At 72.4% G+C, this 22124-nt stretch carries 23 protein-coding genes and 1 pseudogene; 12 read left to right on the forward strand and 12 right to left on the reverse strand.

The annotated features are described in order from the left end of the window. Together ACFC0G_RS36770 and ACFC0G_RS36775 are read left to right on the forward strand one after the other, a co-directional pair. Positions 1 to 702, forward strand: a pseudogene (locus ACFC0G_RS36770) (DEAD/DEAH box helicase); the annotation flags it as partial. Positions 703 to 815: 113 nt separating this feature from the next. Beyond that, complete coding sequence (locus ACFC0G_RS36775) at positions 816 to 1706, forward strand: alpha/beta fold hydrolase (RefSeq protein WP_376412553.1); 891 nt, start codon at positions 816 to 818, stop codon at positions 1704 to 1706. Between the two features lie 31 nt (positions 1707 to 1737). Here ACFC0G_RS36775 and ACFC0G_RS36780 read toward each other — a convergent pair whose 3' ends face one another. Continuing rightward, on the reverse strand, positions 1738 to 2571 hold the full coding sequence (locus ACFC0G_RS36780) for an NYN domain-containing protein (protein ID WP_376412680.1): 834 nt from the start codon (positions 2569 to 2571) through the stop codon (positions 1738 to 1740). A 361-nt stretch (positions 2572 to 2932) separates the two neighbouring features. On the opposite strand from ACFC0G_RS36780, the gene ACFC0G_RS36785 reads away from it, so the two are divergent. Beyond that, positions 2933 to 3085: a hypothetical protein gene (locus ACFC0G_RS36785; RefSeq protein ID WP_086823662.1), complete on the forward strand. Its 153-nt coding sequence runs from the start codon at positions 2933 to 2935 to the stop codon at positions 3083 to 3085. Positions 3086 to 3217: 132 nt separating this feature from the next. On the opposite strand, the gene ACFC0G_RS36790 is transcribed toward ACFC0G_RS36785, so the two are convergent. From ACFC0G_RS36790 to ACFC0G_RS36805, 4 genes are all read right to left on the reverse strand, one after another. Continuing rightward, positions 3218 to 3823, reverse strand: coding sequence for a MarC family protein (locus ACFC0G_RS36790; protein WP_351823479.1), 606 nt, complete (start codon positions 3821 to 3823; stop codon positions 3218 to 3220). Positions 3824 to 4190: 367 nt separating this feature from the next. After that, positions 4191 to 5051: a PHP domain-containing protein gene (locus ACFC0G_RS36795; RefSeq protein WP_376412558.1), complete on the reverse strand. Its 861-nt coding sequence runs from the start codon at positions 5049 to 5051 to the stop codon at positions 4191 to 4193. 96 nt (positions 5052 to 5147) lie between these two features. Further along, complete coding sequence (locus ACFC0G_RS36800) at positions 5148 to 5786, reverse strand: DUF6758 family protein (protein ID WP_376412561.1); 639 nt, start codon at positions 5784 to 5786, stop codon at positions 5148 to 5150. Between the two features lie 135 nt (positions 5787 to 5921). Further along, positions 5922 to 6506, reverse strand: coding sequence for a suppressor of fused domain protein (locus ACFC0G_RS36805; protein WP_376412564.1), 585 nt, complete (start codon positions 6504 to 6506; stop codon positions 5922 to 5924). Between the two features lie 440 nt (positions 6507 to 6946). Here ACFC0G_RS36805 and ACFC0G_RS36810 point away from each other — a divergent pair, with 440 nt between their 5' ends. Together ACFC0G_RS36810 and ACFC0G_RS36815 are read left to right on the forward strand one after the other, a co-directional pair. Then, positions 6947 to 8074: a magnesium and cobalt transport protein CorA gene (locus ACFC0G_RS36810; protein ID WP_376412568.1), complete on the forward strand. Its 1128-nt coding sequence runs from the start codon at positions 6947 to 6949 to the stop codon at positions 8072 to 8074. A 59-nt stretch (positions 8075 to 8133) separates the two neighbouring features. Next, on the forward strand, positions 8134 to 8646 hold the full coding sequence (locus ACFC0G_RS36815) for a hypothetical protein (protein WP_376412570.1): 513 nt from the start codon (positions 8134 to 8136) through the stop codon (positions 8644 to 8646). Here the strand turns inward: ACFC0G_RS36815 and ACFC0G_RS36820 are convergent, their stop codons facing one another. Beyond that, positions 8647 to 9405, reverse strand: a complete 759-nt coding sequence (locus tag ACFC0G_RS36820) for a hypothetical protein (protein WP_376412573.1) — start codon at positions 9403 to 9405, stop codon at positions 8647 to 8649. Between the two features lie 294 nt (positions 9406 to 9699). Between ACFC0G_RS36820 and ACFC0G_RS36825 the strand changes: the two genes are divergently transcribed. The 3 genes from ACFC0G_RS36825 to ACFC0G_RS36835 are packed head-to-tail and all read left to right on the forward strand — an operon-like array spanning position 9700 to position 12723. Beyond that, positions 9700 to 10983 carry a magnesium transporter MgtE N-terminal domain-containing protein gene (locus ACFC0G_RS36825; RefSeq protein ID WP_376412576.1) on the forward strand — a complete coding sequence of 428 codons (1284 nt, stop codon included), beginning with the start codon at positions 9700 to 9702 and terminating at the stop codon, positions 10981 to 10983. Then, entirely contained in the window at positions 10973 to 11545 is a 573-nt protein-coding gene (locus ACFC0G_RS36830; RefSeq protein ID WP_376412579.1) for a DUF1003 domain-containing protein, read from the forward strand. Before ACFC0G_RS36825 ends, ACFC0G_RS36830 begins: the two co-directional genes overlap by 11 nt. A gap of 44 nt (positions 11546 to 11589) precedes the next feature. Next, a complete protein-coding gene (locus ACFC0G_RS36835; protein WP_376412581.1) occupies positions 11590 to 12723 on the forward strand; it encodes an Mrp/NBP35 family ATP-binding protein in 1134 nt (377 codons plus the stop codon). A 46-nt stretch (positions 12724 to 12769) separates the two neighbouring features. Here ACFC0G_RS36835 and ACFC0G_RS36840 read toward each other — a convergent pair whose 3' ends face one another. The 5 genes from ACFC0G_RS36840 to sigE all read right to left on the reverse strand — a co-directional run bounded on the left by ACFC0G_RS36840 (position 12770) and on the right by sigE (position 17547). Further along, positions 12770 to 13396, reverse strand: a complete 627-nt coding sequence (locus ACFC0G_RS36840) for a hypothetical protein (protein WP_376412584.1) — start codon at positions 13394 to 13396, stop codon at positions 12770 to 12772. 74 nt (positions 13397 to 13470) lie between these two features. After that, positions 13471 to 13914, reverse strand: coding sequence for a sec-independent translocase (locus tag ACFC0G_RS36845; protein WP_376412587.1), 444 nt, complete (start codon positions 13912 to 13914; stop codon positions 13471 to 13473). A 91-nt stretch (positions 13915 to 14005) separates the two neighbouring features. Beyond that, on the reverse strand, positions 14006 to 15781 hold the full coding sequence (locus tag ACFC0G_RS36850; RefSeq protein WP_376412590.1) for a S1C family serine protease: 1776 nt from the start codon (positions 15779 to 15781) through the stop codon (positions 14006 to 14008). 75 nt (positions 15782 to 15856) lie between these two features. Next, positions 15857 to 16792: an anti-sigma factor family protein gene (locus tag ACFC0G_RS36855; protein WP_376412593.1), complete on the reverse strand. Its 936-nt coding sequence runs from the start codon at positions 16790 to 16792 to the stop codon at positions 15857 to 15859. Beyond that, positions 16789 to 17547 carry an RNA polymerase sigma factor SigE gene (gene sigE / locus ACFC0G_RS36860; protein ID WP_125745465.1) on the reverse strand — a complete coding sequence of 253 codons (759 nt, stop codon included), beginning with the start codon at positions 17545 to 17547 and terminating at the stop codon, positions 16789 to 16791. Before sigE ends, ACFC0G_RS36855 begins: the two co-directional genes overlap by 4 nt. A 142-nt stretch (positions 17548 to 17689) precedes the next feature. On the opposite strand from sigE, the gene ACFC0G_RS36865 reads away from it, so the two are divergent. Further along, complete coding sequence (locus ACFC0G_RS36865; RefSeq protein ID WP_024759307.1) at positions 17690 to 18355, forward strand: O-methyltransferase; 666 nt, start codon at positions 17690 to 17692, stop codon at positions 18353 to 18355. 136 nt (positions 18356 to 18491) lie between these two features. On the opposite strand, the gene ACFC0G_RS36870 is transcribed toward ACFC0G_RS36865, so the two are convergent. Next, entirely contained in the window at positions 18492 to 18659 is a 168-nt protein-coding gene (locus ACFC0G_RS36870; RefSeq protein ID WP_017239934.1) for a DUF3117 domain-containing protein, read from the reverse strand. A 312-nt stretch (positions 18660 to 18971) separates the two neighbouring features. Here ACFC0G_RS36870 and ACFC0G_RS36875 point away from each other — a divergent pair, with 312 nt between their 5' ends. The 3 genes from ACFC0G_RS36875 (at position 18972) to ACFC0G_RS36885 (ending at position 22110) form a co-directional block, all read left to right on the forward strand. Beyond that, positions 18972 to 19775 carry an enoyl-CoA hydratase/isomerase family protein gene (locus ACFC0G_RS36875; protein WP_376412599.1) on the forward strand — a complete coding sequence of 268 codons (804 nt, stop codon included), beginning with the start codon at positions 18972 to 18974 and terminating at the stop codon, positions 19773 to 19775. 110 nt (positions 19776 to 19885) lie between these two features. After that, complete coding sequence (locus ACFC0G_RS36880; protein ID WP_376412602.1) at positions 19886 to 21127, forward strand: FG-GAP-like repeat-containing protein; 1242 nt, start codon at positions 19886 to 19888, stop codon at positions 21125 to 21127. Between the two features lie 41 nt (positions 21128 to 21168). Further along, complete coding sequence (locus tag ACFC0G_RS36885; protein WP_376412604.1) at positions 21169 to 22110, forward strand: FG-GAP repeat domain-containing protein; 942 nt, start codon at positions 21169 to 21171, stop codon at positions 22108 to 22110. Positions 22111 to 22124: the final 14 nt, after the last annotated feature.

The raw sequence follows: 22124 nt of genomic DNA on the forward strand, positions 1-22124 counted from the left end.
GAGCCGGTCGCCGAGCCGGTCGTCGAGGAGGCCCCCAAGGCCCCTCGTGCCCGCCGCACGGCCCGCAGGCCCGCCGGATCGCCGGTGACCGCCGAGGCGCCGGTGGCCGAGGCCCCCGTCGCCGAGCCGGTCGCCGAGCCGGTCGTCGAGGAGGCCCCCAAGGCCCCTCGTGCCCGCCGCACGGCCCGCAGGCCCGCCGGATCGCCGGTGACCGCCGAAGCACCGGTGGCCGAGGCCCCGGTCGCCGAGCCGGTCGTCGAGGAAGCCCCCAAGGCCCCCCGCGCCCGCCGCACCGCCCGCAGGCCCGCAGGCTCCCCGGTCACCGCCGAAACGCCGGTGGCCGAGGCCCCCGTCGCCGAGCCGGCCGCCGAGCCGGTCGTCGAGGAAGCCCCCAAGGCCGCCAAGGCCCCCGCGCGTCGCCGTACGACCAAGAAGGCCGCGGCCGCCGAGGCCGTCGTCGAGGCCGTCGAGGCTCCGGTCGCCGAGGAGGCCCCGAAGGCTCCGCGTCGCCGCGCCACGAAGAAGGCGGTCGCCGCCGAGGCGCCCGACGCCTCGGAGCCGAAGACGCCGACGCGTCGCCGTACGACGAAGAAGGCCGCGGCCGCCGAGGCTCCGGCCGTCGACGCCCCGGCCGTCGAGGAGGCCCCCAAGGCTCCGCGTCGCCGCACCACGAAGAAGGCGGCGGCTCAGCCCGAGAGCTGATCCCCGCCCCGTCACACAGCCGTGCGGCCCGGTCCCTCCCCAGGGACCGGGCCGCACGGCTGTCGGGGCAAGGCCCCCGGGCCGGGCCCCGCTCACGCCGTTACAGTCCAGATATGAGCAAGCCCCGTTCCCTCGCACTGCCGCCCCGCACCCGAGCCCGCCGCCTGACGACCGCGCGGGGCGACTTCGCCGTCCTCGACGCGATACCCGAGGGCGAGCGGCGCGGGACGGTGCTGCTGCTGCCCGGGTACACCGGCAGCAAGGAGGACTTCCTGGCGCTGCTCGGCCCGCTGAGCGAGGCCGGCTACCGGGCCGTGGCGGTGGACGGACGGGGACAGAACGAGACCCCGGGCCCCCGCGGCCGGGCCGCCTACCGGCGCAGGCCGCTCGCGCTCGACGCGGTCGCTCAGGCCGCCGCCCTCGGCGACGGACCCGTCCATCTGCTCGGCCACTCCTTCGGCGGCCTCGTGGCCCGCGCCGCGGCCACGCTCGCGCCGGGCGCCTTCCGCTCGCTCACCCTGCTCTCCTCGGGGCCCGGCCGGGTCGCGCGACCGCAGCGGATCCGGATCCGGGTGCTGCGCGGCGCGCTGGCGCTGCTGCCGAAGGAGCGGGTCTGGCAGGCGATGTGCTGGCTGGACAGCCGGGGCGAGGAACCGGACACGGACGACGCTCCGGCCCTCGCGGGCTTCCTGCGGCGGCGCTGGATGCGGACCCGGATCGCCCAGCTCGCGGGCGCCGGGCGGCTCCTCCTGAACGACCCGGACGGCACGCCGGAGCTGCGTGGGCTGCGGATGCCGCTGCACATCGCGTACGGGGCCGACGAGATGGTCTGGCCGCCGGCGGAGCTGGCCGCGGCGGCGGCCCGCACCGGCGCGCACCGCACGGTGGTCGAGGGCGCGGGTCACTCTCCGAACGTGTCGCACCCGCGCGAGCTGGCGGACCGGCTCACCGGCTTCTGGGAGCGGGTCGCCGCCGGCAGCGAGGCCGGTGCGGCAGCCTCGTAGGACCGTCGGTCGCGGCAGCCCCGCGAGCCCGTCAGTACTGCGTCTTGAGGTGCTGCCAGAAGCCGTCCCGCAGGGCGCGCCGCAGGGCGGCGTGTCCGCGCAGGGAGCGGCTGAGCAGGCGTTCCGCCTCGACGAGCAGGTCCTGGTCGACGGGCCCGGGGAGGTAGGGCGCGCCGGGCAGGAGCTCGGCGAGCCGGTCCCGGCCGCGCTCGGCGAGCCAGGTCGCGGCGATCTGGGCGCCGACGAAGCGGACCTCCTCGCGGGAGGGCGGCGGCTCGCCCTCGTTCTCGTACGTCGTGACCGGGCGGCGGGTGACGTACGGGCGGCAGAAGTCGAGCTCGAAGGTGCGCTGGCTGTCGACCTCCCAGAGGAGCGCCTCGGCCTGGTTGCGGCCCTCGGCGGCCTCGATGCCCCAGAGGTGGACGCGGGCGCCGTAGCCCTGGGCCGCCTCGACGGCCGAGACGAGGTCCTCGTCGCCGCCGACGAGGGCGGCGTCGCTGATGGCGCGGTGGCGGGCGAGGGACTCCAGATCGGTGCGGATCAGGGAGTCGACGCCCTTCTGCTGGTTGTTGGCGTTGAGGTTGCCGAGGCGCACCTTGACGTCGGGGAGCTCGGCGATGGCCTGCTGTTCGGGGGTGTGGATGCGGCGCCTGGCGCCGTCGTACCAGTAGACGCGGAGCAGTCTGCTGTCCGCGAAGATCGTGCGGGCCTTGTCGATGAAGGCCTCGATCAGGCCCTCGGCGTCGAGGTCGAAGGAGCGCCGGTCCTCGGTGCCCGTCACCAGCAACCCGGCCGCAGCATGGACGTAACCTGCGTCGACGAAGATGGCGTGGGTGGAAGGGGTTTTGGCTACCTCGGCCAGCATCCGCTGGAGGAGCTCATTGGTGCGCTCCACGCGGGCGTCGAGCGCGCTCAGGCGGGCGTCGAGCGACTGCGCGTCGGCTTCGGTGGCGGCGTCCGTGCTCGCTTCGGCGGTCGCTTCGGTGGCGGCGTCCGTGCTCGCTTCGGCGGGCGCTTCGGTGGGTGCGTCGGTGGTCTCTGCGTCGTTCATACGGGGCTCATTCTCCGCCGCCGGCGACCGTGCCGCCACACCCCCCTACCCGCCGGTAGTTAGACATCCGAAAATTTTCCTTAGCGTAAGGAATGTTTGCAGGATGCACTTCGTTGGACAGCTACGTAACCCAGTTCTCCTTCAGGAGGATCAACTCAGACGAAGGGAGAAGCCCATGCGCTTCGAAATCCTGCGCCTCGACGACATCGACGGAACGCCCGTCGACCGTACGGTCGTGGACGCCGCCTCCGTCAATCGGATCGTGCAGCAGGCCGCCGCGATCGGCCAGCGCATCTGGATCCGCCCCGCCGAGACCTCGGCCTCGTAACAGGTCAGGTCCACACCACGCACCGCGCCCCCGCACGGACTTCGCAGAGCGGAATCCGTACGGGGGCGCAGTGGTGTCCGGAGCCGGGACTGCAGAGCCCTGGACACCAGGCCGGCAGGACACCTCTGAGGGTCAAGCTCCCTGGATCACCTGGGTGACGCCGTTGATGATCTGCTGCACCGCGATGGCGGAGAGCATCATGCCGGCGAGGCGGGTCACGAGGACCACGCCGCCGTCCTTGATGACCCGGATGATCAGCAGCGAGTAGCGCATGGTCAGCCAGAGCACGACGTGCATGGCGACGATGGCGGCCCAGACGGAGACCTGCGCGGCGGCGCTGTCGGCGTGCTGCACCGCGAGGATGACCGAGACGATCGCACCCGGCCCGGCGAGCAGCGGCATGCCGAGCGGCACCAGGGCGACGTTCACGTCCTTGGTCTGCTTCGGCTCGTCGGTCTTGCCGGTGAGCAGGTCGAGCGCGATGAGCAGCAGGAGCAGACCGCCCGCGATCATCAGCGCGGGCACGGAGACGTGCAGATACGCGAGGATCTGCTGCCCCAGGATGCCGAAGACGGTGATGACGCCGAAGGCCACGGCGACGGCCTGCCAGGCCATCCGGCGCTGGACCTTGGCCGGGCGGCCGGAGGTGAGGGCGAGGAAGATCGGCGTGATCCCGGGGGGATCCATGATCACGAAGAGGGTCAGGAACAGCGAGCCGAAGACGGCGACGTCGAACACGGTGGGGTGCCTTGCGGGAGAGTCGAACGGTGGGGTGTGGGCTCGCGCTGCCGGAATGTGGAGTTCCGCCAGCGGGCCGACGTGGGTACGTCCCCCGCGCGGCGCGGAGCCGCGCGGGGTGACGTGGACGGATGCGGGTGGGGGCGGGCCGTACGGGTGCGGTCCCGCCGACGGAGACCGGCAGGATTCCCTGCCGCCCTGCGCGCGCGGGACGAGCACGGGTGCGGATCGGCGGATCGCGGTGTCCGTCCCGGCCGGTTCGGCCGCTGCGGCTCCCTCCGTCCCGTCCGCTCCGGACGGCCGCCGAAGGGCCGTGGGCGTCGGGCCTCGGGCGTCGCGCCTCGGGCCTCGGGCCGCCCCCCAGGGGCTAGACGGCTCCCCCCGTGCCGGGGACCGCGAAGGCCCCTGTGGCACGGCGGATGATCTCGCCGTAGATCTCGGGGTCGGTGGTGCAGTCGCCGAGGCGACAGGTCTTGCGGCTGCCGTGGTAGTCGCTGGAGCCCGTGGCGAGCAGCCCGAGCTCCTTCGCGAGCCCGCGCAGCCGTGCGCGCGTCGCCTCGTCGTGGTCCATGTGGTCGACCTCGATGCCGTCGAGTCCGGCGTCGGCCAGCCGGGCTATCGCCGCCTCCGGCACGACCTCGCCGCGCTTGACGGCGAGCGGGTGCGCGAAGACGGTGACCCCGCCGGCGGCCTTGACCAGGCGGATCGCCTCGACGGGATCCAGCTCGTGCTTCCCGACGTACGCGCGGCCGCCGTCGGCGAGCCAGTCGGGCGTGAAGGCCCCGGACACGTCCGGTACGACCCCGAGCTCGACGAGTGCCTCGGCGACGTGCGGGCGGCCGAGGGAGCCGTCGCCGGCGATCCGGGCGACCTGGTCCCAGGTGACGGGGACGCCGAGCTCCTGGAGCTTGCCGACCATGGCCCGGGCGCGCGGCACGCGGTCGTCCCGGACGAGCTCCCGCTCGGCGAGGAGCGTGGGCTCCGCCGGATCGAAGAGGTAGGCGAGCATGTGCAGGCCGACGCCGTCGAGCCGGCAGGACAGCTCGGCGCCGGTGACGAGGGTCAGCCCCTCGGGCAGCGCGGCGATCGCCTCGGCGTGGCCCCGGGTGGTGTCGTGGTCCGTCAGCGCGACGACGTCGAGCCCGGCCGCGGCCGCGTTCCTGACGAGTTCGGCCGGCGAGTCCGTGCCGTCGGACGCCGTGGAGTGGGTGTGCAGATCGATGCGCACGACGCGGTACTCCGGGGGCTCGACACGGACGAGGGACGCTTCAGCATAACGGGCGAATCGAACAGTCCTGTACGGATCCGGTCGCCCGGTCGCCCGTTACTTCAGCAGCCTCGGGGTGAGCGCGCCGCACGGCAGGAGCTCGACCTCGGCGCCCGCGTCCCGGAGGTCCGTCAGGACCAGCTCGTCGTACATCAGGAGGCCGGACTGCTCGGGCCAGACGATCGCCCAGAGCCAGAGGCCGCGCGCCTCCCCCGCGAAGACCGCCCGGTCCTGCGGGGCGCCGGTGACGTGCCACAGCGGCGTGGGACGCCCGGCGGCGAGGACCTTCGTCTGGGGCGGCTTCTCGATGGCCATGCCGGAGCCGGGATCGAGGCCGTCGATGCCGGCGTACCGCGCGCCGAGGCCGACGCCGAGCTCCTCGGCGACCAGGATCAGCTCGCCGAGCCCGCCGAGCGGGCCGGGACCGGAGCACGCGACGGCCGTCGCACGGCCGCCGCTGCGATCGTCGCCGGCGCACGCGATACCGGTGAAGAGCCAGCCGACGGGCAGGGGCCACGGCATCCACACCGGCACCTGGGACCGGTGCACCACGACACCGAGAGCCTCGACGCTGGGGGGGATGACGGGCTGGAGCGGGTGCACCGAGCCGTGCACGTCACACTGCCAGGAGTCGGCGAAGAGACCGGGCGCTCTGACCCTGCCACCGCACTTCGGACAACTGGGTTCGCCCCTCATAGGGCTCAACGGTCCTACCCCTCGGGCCCCGCGTCAAGGACGGCCGCCGACGATCACCCGTCCGGCCCGGGCCGTTCACCCGGGGTGCGCGGCCACGCCACCGAACCGACCCCCGATCCGGGCCCCGGCGGGCCCTCAGTCCAGGCTCACGGACCTGCGCAGCGGATCGCGCAGATCCGTCCCCCGGGCCAGCCAGCGCTCCTCCAGCGCCTGCGCCCCGTGCACCCGCTTCCACGCCGCCTCGTTCGAGGTCATCGGGAGCAGCGGCAGGAAGCGGACCGGGTCGAGCGGCGCGTCCAGCTCCAGGTCCTCCACCAGACCGCCGGACTCGGCGACCAGGACCGAGCTGAAGCCGGCGCCGGGCCAGAGGGGCTCGCCGACGTCGAGCGAGGCGCCGGGGGCCACGACGAGGCCCTCGACCTGCGGGGTGGCGGCGAGCACGGCGAGCGGGCGCAGCACCTTGTCGGTGTCGGCGAGGCCGGCCCGCACGGTGAGGACGAGCTCCGCGCGCGGGCCCTTCACGGGGTCCGCGAGGGCGGCGGTCGGATCGGCCATCGGCGAGGCGGACATCCCGAGGGTCGCGTACCGCACGAGGTCGCCGTCGACGAAGCGGAGCACCTCGATCCGGTCGGTGCCGAGGAACGTCACCGCGGCCCGCGCGTCCGGTTCACCGAGCGCCGTCCGCAGCCGGGCCTCGACCAGAGCAAGAACTTCTCCCATGAGCTGAGCATAAAGCGCGTACGGAACGGGCAAAGTCAGGGATTGACCCTCTGTCGGCTGATAGTCTTGGCCGCTGGTCGGGAGTCACGAACTCCTGATTACTCGTCACACGTCATCCCCCACGGGGGACCGGCCGGAGGAGGTGGGGCTGCGATGGACCGAAGTCGGTCGGGCAGTACCAGTCGCTCTTCCGCCCCGCACCCGAGCCCGGTGCGTCTCACTCTCCGGTGATCCCAGGTCCCGTACGGGACCGGCCTTCTCCGGCACCGGGCATCCGGCATCTCGCACGACGGAAGAGCATTTCGCCTTTGCCTGTCTGTAGCGAACGCCGCCGCCGCGATTCCCCGGTGCCGCCCGCTTTGTGGACGACGTAGCTCCACGTCCCCATTCCGGGCTGTGCCACGCATCGCACCGACGGCCTCTCCGTGAGGAGCATGCCCATGTCGATGATCCGTGACCTGCGCGCCGCCGTCCGGCCGAGCCTGCGGCACACCCTGCGCAAGACCCCCACCACGTACACCTCGTACGACCCCACCCGCGACCACTCGGCCTCCAGCGCCGTCGTCGACTGCGCCGTCTACCGCGACGGGCGCCGGGTCGACGACCGCGACTGCCTCACGCCCCGCGGCGCGATGAGCCAGGTGCGGGAGAGCGGCGGCTTCGCCTGGATCGGGCTCCACGAGCCGACCGAGGCCGAATTCGCCGGTATCGCCGCCGAGTTCGGGCTGCACCCGCTCGCCGTCGAGGACGCCGTCCACGCCCACCAGCGACCCAAGCTGGAGCGGTACGACGACACCCTCTTCACCGTCTTCAAGACGATCCACTACGTCGAGCACGCCGAGCTCACCGCGACCAGCGAGGTCGTCGAGACCGGCGAGGTCATGTGCTTCACCGGCCCCGACTTCGTCATCACCGTCCGGCACGGCGGCCAGGGCTCCCTGCGCAACCTCCGCCACCGCCTCCAGGGCGAGCCCGAACTCCTCGCCAAGGGCCCCTCGGCCGTGCTGCACGCCATCGCCGACCACGTCGTCGACGGCTACATCGCGGTGGCCGACGCCGTCGAACTGGACATCGACCAGCTGGAGATCGACGTCTTCTCGCCCACCGCGAAGGGCTCCACGCGCGGCACGGACACCGGCCGGATCTACCAGCTCAAGCGCGAGGTACTGGAGTTCAAGCGGGCCGTCACCCCGCTCCTGCGCCCCCTGACACTGCTCAGCGAGCGCCCGATGCGGCTCGTCGACCCCGACATCCAGAAGTACTTCCGGGACGTCGCCGACCACCTCGCCCGGGTCCAGGAGCAGGTCGTCGGCTTCGACGAGCTCCTCAACTCGATCCTCCAGGCCAACCTGGCGCAGGCGACCGTCGCGCAGAACGAGGACATGCGCAAGATCACCTCGTGGGCGGCGATCATCGCCGTCCCCACGGCGGTCTGCGGCGTCTACGGCATGAACTTCGACCACATGCCCGAGCTGCACTGGCGGTACGGCTACCCGATGGTGCTCACCGGCATCATCGCCGCCTGCTTCAGCATCCACCGCATGCTCAAGCGCAACGGCTGGCTCTGAGGACGAAGGCAGGGCGCGAGCCCGGCCTGACCGACAGGACGTCCCCTAAGCTTCGGGCCATGACTGAAGAGCTGCCCGGGTCCGCCCTCGTCGAGGAGGCCACCAAGAAGTCCGGCCTCGTCTGGGTGCGCGGGACCGGTCCCGCCCGCGCGCTCTGGCACGTCTGGCACGACGGCGCCGCGCACGTCGTCGGCGACGGTCCCGGCGAGCAGCCCCTGCCGGGCCTCGCGGACGGCGGGACGGCCGAGGTCACGGTCCGCAGCAAGGACAAGGGCGGGCGGCTCGTCTCCTGGACGGCCGCGGTACGCGAGCTCTCCCCCGGCACGGACGAGTGGGAGGCCGCGGTCGCCGAGCTGAAGGGCAAGCGGCTCAACGCCTCGGACGGCGAGGCCATGCCGGGGCGCTGGGCGCGCGAGTGCCGCGTGCTGCGGCTCGACCCCCGCTCCTCGACGACGGAGCTGCCGGACGGCTCCCTGGCGGCCGTACCGCTGCCCTCGGAGGCCACGACCCGCCGGCCGGTGCCGGCCGCGCTCCCGAAGCTGCTGTTCGGGAAGCGCCGCAGGAACCGGTAGCTACCTTCGCGGCAGCTGCTTGCCGTAGTCGAGGGTCTCTTCCTTCGACGGCTCCGCGAGCGGGAAGTCCTTGTTCCACTCGGAGAGCACCACGACGCCCGCTCCCCCGCCCCGCGCGAACTGGAGCGGGTAGGGGAAGCCCTCCAGGGCCACGTCGAGCGTGCCGCCCTCGCCCTCCGCGCCGCCCTTGACCTTGATCGTGCGGACCCCGCCGATCTGGTCGCGGTCGCCCTTGACCTTCTCCCCGTGCAGGCCGATCAGCCCGGCGAGGAGCACGTCCATGTCGGTGAAGCCGCGGAACTGCTTGTACGAGGGGTCGCCCTGCGGCACCTTCACGTACATGTCGTCGAGCTTGTCGGCGGCCTCGGTGTCCGCCTCGGTGGGCTCCTCGGTCGCCTTGTCGTCGTGCGCCCAGAAGCCCGCGTCCGCCTTCAGATAGAGCGCGTCGCCGACCCGCAGCAGCTCGAAGGTGCTGTTCTTCGTCGTCACCGAGCCGGCGGCGCCGTCCTGCTTGAGCCGCATGTTGAGCTTGAAGGTGCCGCCCTTGCTGACGAGCGTGCCCGCGAGCCGTACCGCCTTCGCCGTGTCCGCCGCCGACTGCGCCTTCCGCTCGATCTCGGGCGCGGAGAGCTTCCCGACCCCGTTGGTCCCCTCGTCCGGATCGGCGCCGCAGGCGGTGAGTCCGGCTGTCAGCCCGGCGCAGAGCGCCAGGGGCACGACGGCCCTGCGGATACGCGATGACGGGGTACGAACGGCCATCTGCGCTGCCTCTCGTGTCGTGGGGGAGTACGCCGGGCCGTGGCCCGTACGGGGCGCCGCCGGAGGCCGTGGGCCGGACCGGTGGAATGACCGGGTCCGGTGCCGGGGCCGAGTGGGGGGACGGCAGACCGCAGCGTACCCGGGCCGGGTGACGCGCCCCGCAGGCAGCCGTACGGAGTCCTTGCCGGAGCGGGGCGGAACGTCACGGGCTAGCCTGAACCAGGCAAAGCTCTGCAATCACCGGCAAAGTTCTTGCCACGACTCGAATCGTGCGGCACCGAGGAGGCGCGTGGCATGGCGGCAGGCGCCCCCCGGATCTTCGTCTCCCATCTCGCGGGAGTCCCCGTCTTCGACCCCGTCGGCGACCAGGTCGGCCGGGTCAGCGACCTCGTCGCGATGCTCCGCGTCGGCCGCCGACCGCCCCGGCTGCTCGGCATGGTCGTCGAGGTGCTGAGCCGCCGCCGGGTCTTCGTCCCGATGACCCGCATCACCGGCGTCGAGTCCGGCCAGGTCATCACCACCGGCGTCGTCAACATGCGCCGCTTCGAGCGGCGCCCCACCGAGCGGCTCGTCCTCGGCGAGCTCCTCGACCGGCGCGTCCGGCTCGTCGGGCCCGGCGGGCAGGAGGGCGAGGAGGTCACCGTCCTCGACGTCGCCATCCAGCAGCTGCCCGCCCGCCGCGACTGGGAGATCGACAAGGTCTTCGTCCGCAAGGGCAAGGGCGGGGTGCTGAGCCGCAAGGGCGAGACGCTGACCGTCGAGTGGTCGGCCGTCACCGGCTTCTCCCTGGAGGAGGAGGGACAGGGCGCGGAGAGCCTGGTCGCCACCTTCGAGAAGCTGCGCCCAGCCGACCTGGCCAACGTCCTGCACCACCTCTCCCCCAAGCGGCGCGCCGAGGTCGCCGCGGCCCTCGACGACGACCGGCTCGCCGACGTCCTCGAAGAGCTGCCGGAGGACGACCAGATCGAGATCCTCGGCAAGCTGAAGGAGGAGCGCGCGGCCGACGTCCTGGAGGCGATGGACCCGGACGACGCGGCCGACCTGCTGTCCGAGCTGCCCGAGGAGGACCAGGAGCGGCTGCTGACCCTGATGCAGCCGGACGACGCCGCCGACGTACGCCGCCTCCTGTCGTACGAGGAGCGCACGGCAGGCGGTCTGATGACGACCGAGCCGATCGTGCTGCGGCCGGACGCCACGGTCGCGGACGCGCTCGCCCGGGTGCGCCAGCAGGACCTGTCGCCGGCGCTCGCCGCGCAGGTGTACGTGTGCCGGCCGCCGGACGAGACGCCGACCGGGAAGTACCTCGGGACCGTGCACTTCCAGCGGCTGCTGCGGGACCCGCCGTTCACACTGGTCAGTTCGCTCGTCGACAGCGACCTGCCGCCGCTCGGCCCGGACACCCCGCTGCCCGCCGTCACCAGCTATCTCGCCGCGTACAACATGGTCGCCGCGCCCGTCGTGGACGAGAGCGGTTCGCTGCTCGGCGCGGTCACCGTCGACGACGTGCTCGACCATCTGCTGCCGGAGGACTGGCGGGAGACGGAGTTCCACGAGGAGGGGACCGGGCATGGCCGCTGAGCGGGGGCAGGAGAGGGAACGGGAGCGGGAACGGGACCGGCCGATGGTGGCCCGCATCCGGCTCGACCTGCCGCGCGAGCGCCGGCCCAGGTTCCTGCCGGAGTACGACCCGGAGGCCTTCGGGCGGATGTCCGAGCGGATCGCCCGCTTCCTGGGCACCGGGCGCTTCCTCGTCTGGATGACCCTGACGATCATCGTCTGGGTCGTGTGGAACATCTTCGCCCCGGCGACGCTGAGGTTCGACGAGTACCCGTTCATCTTCCTGACGCTCGCCCTGTCCCTCCAGGCCTCGTACGCGGCCCCGCTGATCCTGCTCGCCCAGAACCGGCAGGACGACCGGGACCGGGTCAACCTGGAACAGGACCGGAAGCAGAACGAGCGGTCGATCGCGGACACCGAATACCTGACCCGGGAGATCGCGGCGCTCCGCATGGGCCTCGGCGAGGTCGCGACGCGCGACTGGATCCGCTCGGAGCTCCAGGACCTGATCAGGGAGCTGGAGGAGCGCCGGGATCTATTCCCGTCCGGCGAAGGTCACGGAAGTGACGTACCCGACCGTTGACAGCCCTTTCATGCGCCGGTGGTCGGCGCCGTACCATCGTCGGTATGGCTATGGAAGACGCGGTGCTCGAAGCACTGGCGACGGTGAACGACCCCGAGATCAACAAGCCCATCACTGAGCTCGGCATGGTCAAGTCGGTGGAGATCGAACCGGACGGCAGGGTCGCCGTCACGGTCTACCTGACCGTCTCCGGCTGCCCGATGCGCGACACGATCACGCAGCGCGTGACCGAGGCCGTCTCCCGCGTCGAGGGCGTCACCGCCGTCGACGTCACGCTCGACGTGATGAGCGACGAGCAGCGCAAGGAGCTGGCCGCGGCGCTGCGCGGGACGGGCGCGGAGCGCGAGGTGCCGTTCGCGAAGCCGGGCTCGCTGACCCGGGTGTACGCGGTCGCCTCCGGCAAGGGCGGCGTAGGCAAGTCCTCCGTGACCGTGAACCTGGCCGCGGCGATGGCCGCGGACGGTCTGAAGGTCGGTGTCGTCGACGCCGACATCTACGGCCACAGCGTGCCGCGGATGCTGGGCGCGGACGGCCGTCCGACCCAGGTCGAGAACATGATCATGCCGCCGTCGGCGAACGGCGTGAAGGTCATCTCCATCGGCATGTTCACCCCGGGCAACGCCCCGGTGGTGTGGCGCGGCCCCATGCTGCACCGCGCGCTCCAGCAGTTCCTCGCGGACGTGTACTGGGGCGACCTGGACGTCCTCCTGCTCGACCTGCCCCCGGGTACCGGCGACATCGCGATCTCGGTCGCGCAGCTCGTCCCGAACGCGGAGATCCTCGTCGTCACCACCCCGCAGCAGGCGGCGGCCGAGGTCGCCGAGCGGGCCGGCTCGATCGCCGTGCAGACGCACCAGAAGATCGTCGGCGTCGTCGAGAACATGGCGGGCCTGCCGTGTCCGCACTGCGACGAGATCGTCGACGTGTTCGGCACGGGCGGCGGCCAGCGGGTCGCGGACGGCCTGACGCAGACGACGGGCACGAACGTCCCGGTCCTCGGCTCGATCCCGATCGACGTGCGGCTGCGCGAGGGCGGCGACGAGGGCAAGCCCGTCGTCCTCTCCGACCCGGACTCCCCGGCGGGCGCGGCGCTGCGCGCGATCGCCGGCAAGCTGGGCGGCCGTCAGCGCGGCCTGTCGGGCATGAGCCTGGGCATCACGCCCCGCAACAAGTTCTGAGCATCGGAAAAGGGGCACCCCTCGTGGGGTGCCCCTTTCGCCGTTCCTAGGCGTACGCCTCCAGGTCGGGGATCTGCGAGAACCCCAGCCCGTACGCGCTCATCCCCCGCCCGTACGCCCCGAGGTGCACCCCCGCGGCCGACCCGGCGAGCACCCAGCCGAACTCGGACTCGCGGTAGTGGAAGGGCATCGGCACCCCGTCCACGGGGAGCGAGAGCGTCGACCAGGCGGGCCCGTCGAGGTCGTCGGCGAGCTCGAAGGCCGTCTCCGTCTGCTGGTCCAGCCAGTTGTCGCGCAGCCCGTGGTCGAGCGACGCGGGCCAGGTGTGGACCAGGAGCCCCGAGCCGGCCAGCCAGGCCGCGGACGAGACCGTCGTGGCGTCGAGGACGCCCGTGCCGTCGCCGGTCCGCCGGACCGGGCTCGCCGCGACCGTCACCACGACGGCGAAACGCTCCTTCTCCGCGGCCCGCGCGTCCGACTTTATGGACGGCTCGTCACCGTGCCCCGTCGAACCGTGCTGCACACTGCCGTCCGCCGCCGTGCCGACCTGCATCAGCCAGCGCGGCCCGGTGAAGGCCTCGTCGAGGCCGTACCAGGCGAAGGGCGCGCGCAGATAGCCCTCGGGCGTACGCCGGGCCGTCGGTACGCCCTCCACCCGACTGGTGGTCTCCATCTCGGCCGCCTCCTCGTTCCGTCAACAGAGGGAGGATAGCCACCGGGACGCGTCGGGTCGGTGACAGCCCGTCGTCAGGTCGCGTCGGAGTCGTACGGCGGACGCTCGTTGTTGTCCGGCTTGTCCTGCTTCTTGAGGAGGTCGGGCGTGCCCGCGCCGGCGGAACCGTTGACCGCCGAGGGCTGCGGCTCACGGCCGTGGACCGCGTCGGCGACGTCGTTCATCTCCTTCTTGAGGTCGAACGAGCCGCGCAGCTCCTTGAGCTCCTTGAGGTCGTCGTTCCCCTCCATCTGCTTGCGGAGGAACGTCTTCGGGTTGAGGTCCTCGAACTCGAAGTCCTTGAACTCCGGCCCCAGCTCGCTGCGGATGTCCTCCTTCGCGCTGTCCGAGAAGTCACGGACCTTCTTGATGAAGCGCGAGACGTCCTGGATGACCTTCGGGAGCTTGTCAGGCCCGAAGACGAGCACGGCGAGGACCACGAGGGCCACCAGCTCGAGTGCGCCTATGTCGCTGAACACCTAGTAGCTCCTTCACGCCGGTCCAGGGCCCGGTCCACGGTACCCGCCGAAACTGTCGGACGGGTACCTCCCGGTGTCCACCACATGGCACTCATGTGCCCTGCGACGATCCAAGTGTCAGCGTCTTCGTCAGTTCCTTGCCGCCGCGGGTGAGGGTGAGCCGCAGTTTGTCGCCGGGGCGGTGGGCGCGGATCTTCACGATCAACTCCTCGCCGTTGTGCACCCGCTGGCCGTCGACCTTGGTGATGACGTCGCCGGGGCGGAGCCCCGCAGCGGCGGCCGGGCCACCGGGGGTGACGGAGGCGGCGCCGTCCTTGCCCTTCTCGCCGACCCGGGCGCCGTCGCCGTTGAACTGCATGTCGAGGCTCACACCGATGACGGGGTGGGTGGCCTTGCCGGTGTTGATGAGCTCCTCGGCGACGCGCTTGCCCTGGTTGATCGGTATGGCGAAGCCGAGGCCGATGGAGCCGGGCTGGCCGGCGCCGCCTCCGTCGCCGTCGCCGGAACCGCCGGTGGAGCGGATCGCGCTGTTGATGCCGATGACCCGGGCCTTGGAGTCGAGCAGCGGTCCGCCGGAGTTGCCGGGGTTGATCGGGGCGTCGGTCTGGAGGGCGTCGACGTAGCTGATGTCGGTGCCGTCGCCCTTCTCGCCGCCGGCGGTGATCGGGCGCTCCTTGGCGCTGATGATCCCGGAGGTCACGGTGTTGGAGAGGTCGAAGGGGGCGCCGATGGCGACGACGGGGTCGCCGACGCGGACGTTGTCGGAGTTGCCGAGGGGCAGCGGCTTGAGGCCGGAGACGCCGGTGACCTGGACGACGGCGAGGTCGTAGCCGGTGTCCTTGCCGACGATCTTCGCGCGGGCGGTCTCGCCGCTGGAGAAGGTCACGGTGATGTCCCCGGAGGACTCGGCCGCGTCGACCACGTGGTTGTTGGTGAGGATGTGGCCCTTGGTGTCCAGGACGAAGCCGGTGCCGGTGCCGGAGGAGCCGCCGCCGCTGACGTGCAGGGTGACGACGCCGGGCAGCGCGCTGGCGGCGATCCCGGCCACGCTCTCGGGGGCGCGGTCGGTGTCCCCGGAATCGGCCTGGGGCAGCTCGACGGTGGTGAGCCCGGCGTTCCGCTCGACGTAGGCGCCGATGCCGCCGCCGATGACGCCGGTGACGAGGGCGAAGACCAGCGCCCCGGCGAGCGCGAGGCCCTTCCGGGACTTCTTCGCGGGCGGCGGCAGGACCCCTACGCCGCCGACGGCCCCGCCCCAGGGGTCGTACTGCATCCACGGGGCGGTCCCGCCCTGCTGCGGCGGTACGGGGGGCACGGCGGCCTGCTGAGGCGGTACGGGGGCCACGGGGGCCTGTGCCTGCGGCGGTACGGGGCCCTGCGGCGGCGCGGGGGCCGCCGGGTGCTGCACGGGCGGCGCGGGCGCCCACGGGCCGGGCTCGCCGTAGGGCGGCGTCCGGTACTCGTCGGGCGCGTGCAGGGGCTGGGGGGCGGGCTGGGCGGCCGCCACCGGGGCGTCGGCCACCGGAGCGTCCGCCGGCTCGTCCTTCGTCAGCAGCACGGTGGGTGCCGGCTCGGGCTGTTGCTCGGGCTCGGGCTCGGGCTCGGGCTGGGACACGACGGAGATCTCCGCGGTCCCGTCCTCGGCCCCGGCCCGGGTCCCGTCCTCGGCCCCGGCCCGGGTCCCGTCCTCGGCCACGACCACGGCCTCGGTCTCCGCCTCGACCGGCGGCTGGGGCGCGGGCAGGGGGAAGTCACCGTCACCGTCGTCACCGTCGTCACCGCCGTCGGTCGGAGGCGGCGAGGGTATCCGCGCCGCCTCCGGTGCCGTCGAAGGCCGGCTCCACCAGTTCGGCTTCCCGTCGTTCATGCTCTCCCCGCAACCGCTGACCCGTCCGCGCCCCCGCTCGGGCGCCCCTGTCCCTGGATTCAACCAGGTCGCGGGTCAGCGGTGGGAGCCGAGCGGTGCGTTCGTCGGGCTCGCCGCCGGGCTGGGACCGGGGGCGAAGGCCAGATCGAGGGCCGGGCCCGTCGGGCGTATGAACGGCGAGAGGGCGAAGAACGACTGCGTGGCCTGGTTCTGGAGGCGCACCGCCACCAGCGGAGCCGCGCCGGAGCGCACCGCGTCCGGCGGAACCGCACCCGAGGGGACGGTGCCCGCGGGAGCCCGGCCGTCCGTACGCGCCACGAGGGGCGTGAGCGGGGTGAGCGGCTCCTCGGCGACGGACTGGGCGCCCGTCCGTTCCCCGGAGCGCGTACCGCGCACGGCACCCGTACCCGGGGCGCCGCCCGTGGCCGTGGTGCGCAGCGGGGTGACCGCGCTGCCCGTGCCCTGTCCGCCGCGTCCGCTCGCGCTCACGGAGGTCTCCATCGGCATGGTGCCGCCGAGGGCGATCGCGGCGAACGAGACCGCGCTGGCCGCCGCGAAGGCGAAGCGCCGGCCGCGCCCGGACGTGCCGGAGGTGCGGTCGCCGACCTCGTGGATCCGGAAGCCGGTGCCGTGGTGCGGGGAGCCCGGGGTGACGACCGCGGCGGTGGCGAAGCCGTCGGACTTCAGCGCCGCCGAGCCGAGCAGCTCCTCCAGGGGCCCTCGCGGTGCTCCGGGCCCGCCGGAGCCGCCCGAGGGGTCACCTGGTCCCCCGGGGAGCCCCTGGAGCCGGGCGAGGAAGCCCTCCGAGGGCGGCGGGGGCGCCGCGGAGGCGAAGACGCTCTTGACGGTGCGCTGGGCGTCGGCCTCGGCCTTGCAGCGCGCGCAGGTCGCGAGGTGCGCGAGCACCCGCTCCCGGGCGTCGTGGCCGAGCTCGCCGTCGACGAGCGCGGCGAGCCGGTCCCCGAGGTGGTGTTCCGCGGGGGTCGGCGACGAGGGACGTGTGCCGCTCACGCTGTCCCTGCCTCCCATCCGACGGAGGCGAGCGCACGCTCCGCCCGGGCCTCGGGCGAGCGGTGCTTGAGCGCCTTGCGCAGGTGGGAGCGCCCGCGGTGGATCCGGCTGCGGACGGTGCCGAGCTTCACGCCGAGGGTCGCGGCGATCTCCTCGTACGACAGTCCTTCGATGTCGCAGAGGACGACCGCGGCGCGGAACTCGGGCGCGAGGGTGTCGAGGGCCTGCTGGACGTCGGCGTCGAAGTGGGTGTCGTTGAACACCTGCTGCGGCGACGGCTCACGGCTGGGCAGCCGCTCGGCGGCGTCGTCGGCGAGCGCGTCGAAACGGATGCGCTGCTTGCGACGGACCATGTCGAGGAAGAGATTGGTGGTGATGCGGTGGAGCCAGCCCTCGAAGGTGCCCGGCGTGTACGTCGACAGCGAGCGGAAAACGCGGACGAAGACCTCCTGGGTGAGGTCCTCGGCGTCGTGCTGGTTGCCGGTGAGGCGGTAGGCGAGGCGGTAGACCCGGCCACTGTGCGTGCTGACGATCTCCTCCCAGGTGGGCGGAGTCCACGCCTGCGATTCCGCATCCGATGCGAAGGTCGCGGTGGTGGGAGCGGAGTCGGTGGTGCGGATTCGGTCAGCGGTGTCGGTCACGGATTTCGGCTCACCCGCCGACCTGAGAAGACGCCGAAGCACTCCTCCCCGATCCACAGGCGCAGCCGCACCTCCCCTGTCGGCTCTGGTGGTGTCCAGTGGAGCCCCTACCATAGCCACCTCGCCCGTTAGCTCCGGATAAGAATCTTTACGCGAATTTGGAACCGGCTCGCCCGACTGCCGCCGGGCGCGTCCTGCCTCCAGTGAACGCGCGGTCCCATCTGCGGGTTCCCGCTGACAGCGGATACAGTCACCGTTGCGTCAACTACGGGGACAGGAGAGGGCCATTACCGCCAACCGGCAGACGAGCTGGTCGTTCGCCGACGCCTTTGTCGCCGAGGACGAAGCTCTGCGCTGGGCCCGGGACCGGGCCCGGGAGGCAGGGCTGCCCTCGGTGTCGCCCGGCACCGGTGGCGCGCTGCGCCTGCTCGCGGCCACGGCGGACGCCAAGGCGGTGGCGGAGATCGGTACCGGCACGGGCGTGTCGGGCATCTACCTGCTGCTCGGGATGCGGCCCGACGGTGTCCTGACCACGGTGGACCTCCAGCCGGAGCGCCAGCAGTTCGCGAAGACGGCGTTCCGCGCGGCGGGCTTCGCCGGCAACCGGGCCCGGTTCATCCCCGGCCGCGCCCTCGACGTCCTGCCGCGTCTCGCGGACGGCGGATACGACCTCGTCTTCTGCGACGGGGACCGTCTGGAGTACCTGGACTACCTCGCTGAATCGTTGCGCCTGCTCCGACCTGGCGGTCTCGTCTGCTTCGAGGGCGTCTTCGCGGACGGCCGTACGGTCGACTCGGCGGCCCAGCCGGCGGAGGTCCTGCGGGTCCGCGAGCTGCTGCGCACGGTGCGGGAGAGCCAGGAGCTGCTGCCCTCGCTGCTGCCGGTGGGCGACGGCCTGCTCTGCGCCGTACGCCGGGGCTGACGCCTCGCATCCGCCGACGCGCGTCCCCTGACGCCCGGCATCTCCTCAGGGCCCTGGCGCCCGCCCCCGGACACACCGCTGCCCCGGCACGGTGAAACCGTCCCGGGGCAGTGGCGAGGAATCGTCGAGGGTCAGGTCAGCCGACGACCTTCTTCAGGGCGTCGCCCAGCGCCTCGGCCTCACCCGGGGTCAGCTCGACGACAAGCCGACCGCCGCCTTCGAGCGGAACGCGCATGACGATGCCCCGCCCCTCCTTGGTCACCTCGAGCGGGCCGTCACCCGTCCGCGGCTTCATGGCCGCCATGCTTGTTCCCCTTCCTGAAACCAGCTCATCGTCAGCCGGGCAGCTCTTTGATGCGGAGCACGCTTCACCGGCTTCGAACACATTGCTTCCAGGTCATTATCCCGCATCGCAGGACCCGATGACCAACATCGATCTGCATCGCTTGCGCAACGCGCTCTCGCAAAACCCCACATTTCGGCGATCGGGCTGCGATACTGCGCCGCCCCGGATCGCCTCGACGGCCGGAATTGTTTGACGCAGCTCACATGTGCGGTGCGGGTGATCTCCGCCATGCTGAGCAGGTCAACCACGCAAAGAGGCGAAGGGAACCCCATGGCCGACACGGTGCTGTACGAGGTGAGCGACGGGCTCGCCACCATCACGCTCAACCGGCCCGAGGCCATGAACGCGATGAACGTGGCGGCGAAGGTCGCCCTCCGGGACGCCGTGGAAACGGCCGCGGCGGACACCGCCGTACGGGCCGTCCTGCTCACGGCGGCGGGCGACCGGGCGTTCTGCGTCGGCCAGGACCTCAAGGAGCACGTGGGTCTGCTGATGGCGGACAAGGAGTCCGGCACGCGCGACACCATGAACACGGTCCGGGACCACTACAACCCGATCGTCAGGGCGCTCACCGGCATGCGGAAGCCGGTCGTGGCGGGCGTGAACGGCGTCGCGGCGGGGGCGGGCTTCGGCTTCGCGCTGGCGGCGGACTACCGGGTCGTCGCGGACACGGCCGCGTTCAACACGTCCTTCGCGGGCGTCGCGCTCACCTCGGACTCGGGCATGTCCTGGACGCTGCCCCGGCTGATCGGCGCGAGCCGGGCGTCGGACCTGCTGCTCTTCCCGCGCTCGATCACCGCCCAGGAGGCGTACGAGCTCGGCATCGTGAACCGCCTGGTCCCGGCCGCCGACCTCACCGCCGAGGCCACGAAGGTCGCCCGCGCCCTCGCGGAGGGCCCCACGGTGGCCTACGCGGCCCTGAAGGAGTCCCTGGCCTACGGCGCGGACCACTCCCTCGCCGAGGCCCTGGAGAAGGAGGACGAACTCCAGTCCCTCGCGGGCGCCTCGGAGGACCACACGATCGCCGTCCGCGCCTTCATCGCCAAGGAGAAGCCGAAGTACCTGGGCAGGTGACGGACTCCTGAACCCCCTGCGTACCGAGCGGTGGGCGCGTCTATAAGATCCGCCCACCGTTTCGTACGCACTTGCCTGGGGGGTTCGTGCGTCCATACCTGGGGGTTTCCGTGCGTCCTTCCTCTTCGGCGCGCCTTCTTCGCGGAGCGCTCACGGCGGGCCTGGCTCTCGGCCTGTCCGCGACCGCGCTCTCCTCGCCCGCTTCGGCGGAGACCGGCGCTGCCCGTTGCCCGGAGGGCGAGGTGTGCGTCTTCGACCAGCCCCTGTACGAGGGCGACATGATGATCGTCAAGGGGGCGATACTGTCGCTGGGGGCCTGGGACAACCGCATCCGGTCCTTCGTCAACAACCGGTGGGACGTCACCGCCGTGTGCTTCTACCCCGAGCCCGGACTCGACCCCCAGGGATCCCGCTGGTTGTACAACTCGGGGTCCTTCGACGAGAGCGAGTACCCCGAACTCGACAGGGTCGTGAGCTCCCTGGAGACCGGCCCCGCGGCGGACGACATGTGCATCGGGGAGAGCCGCTACCCGATCTTCGCCTACGAGGCCCTGGAGTCCCGGAACACGGTGCCCGCCTCGGGCTCCTTCGGCGACATCGACCGCGACGCATTCGCCGACGTCCTCGCTCGCAACCCCTTCGGACAGCTGTGGTCCGCCCACCACCGGAAGAGCCTGGAGCCCAGTTCGCTCGTGGGCAGCGGCTGGAACGCCATGACGAAGCTGGTCCGCCACGGCGACCAGGACGGCGACGGCCACGAGGACGTCTACGCCCGCGACCGGAACGGCGCGCTCTGGCTCTACCCCGGCGACGGCAAGGGCGCCTTCAAGCCCCGCCGTCTGGTCGGCGGCGGCTGGAACTCGCTGCGAGACCTGGCAGCGGTCGGTGACCTGACCGGTGACGGCAAGGGCGACCTTCTCGCCACCGACGCCGACGGTGTCCTGTGGACGTACCCGGGCAACGGCAAGGGCTGGTTCAGCCCGCGCAAGAAGGTCGGCGGCGGCTGGGGGGCCATGAACGAGCTCGTCGGCGCCGGGGACATGAACTCCGACCGGAAGGCCGACCTGGTGGCCCGCGACACGTCGGGCAAGCTCTGGCTCTACCCCGGCAACGGCCGCGGCTGGTTCACCACGCGCAAGCTCATCGGCACCGGCGGCTGGAACACCCACCAAGAGCTGGCGGGTCTCGGCGACATCACCGGTGACGGCCGCCCCGACCTGGTGGCGCACACCCCGGGCGACCTCTACCAGGACGGCGTCGACGCCCTGACCCTGTACCCCGGCGTCGGCGACGGCCGCCTGGGCGCCCCGGTGGACCTCGGCGACATCCGCATCGGTTCCTTCGTCTTCTGACCCCGAGGATCCCGACACCCGTCCGCCTACCGACACTCCTCATGAACGGACCCCGTGCCATGAAGCGCACCTCCGGACTCCGGCGTGCCCTGGCCGCCGCCGTGACCACCACGGCCTCCCTGACCGCCCTGTTGCTCCCCGCACCCGCCGCGTCGGCCGCCGGCACCACGGGGACCATCGACTGGATCTCCAGCGACACCCCGCGCCCTTCCGGCCTGCCCGCCGCGGCCCGGTTCGGCGACCTCGACACCGACGGCAACGCCGACCTGCTGGAACGCACCGCCGACGGCCGCCTCTGGTTCCTCAGCGGCGAGCGCGGTTCTACGGAGGGCGTCCTGATCGGCGGCGGCTGGAACGGCATGACCCAGCTCGTCCGCCACGGCGACTACGACGGCGACGGCCACGAGGACGTCTACGCCCGCGACCGGGACGGCGCGCTGTGGTTCTACCCCGGCAACGGCAGGGGCTGGTTCAAGCCCCGCCTGAAGGTCGGCGGCGGATGGAACGCGATGAGGGAGATCGAGGCGGTCGGCGACCTCACCGGCGACGGCCGCCGGGACCTGATCGCCCGCGACACGGTCGGCGTCCTGTGGACGTATCCGGGCAACGGCCACGGCTGGTTCGGCGCGCGTCAGCGGGTCGGCGGCGGCTGGAACGGCATGAACGCGCTCGCCGCACCCGGTGACATGAACCGGGACGGGCGGTCCGACCTGCTCGCGCGGGACGGCTCCCGGGCCCTCTGGCTCTACCCGGGCAACGGCCGGGGCACCTTCGGCGCCCGCGTCCGGATGCCGTACGCCTGGCCGTCGGACACCCCCCTCATCGCGACCGGGGACGTGACCGGCGACGGCCTCGGCGACGTCATGCGCACCATCCAGCCGTCGTGGCTGTACGTCTACGCGAACGACGGCTCGGGTGGTCTCGGCCTCCCGGAGTACAAGACCTCGTACGACGACACGTCCGACTACGTCCGGCTCTTCTGAGCCGGTACGCGGCC

Source organism: Streptomyces sp. NPDC056169 (genome assembly GCF_042268445.1).
Lineage (GTDB): Bacteria > Actinomycetota > Actinomycetes > Streptomycetales > Streptomycetaceae > Streptomyces.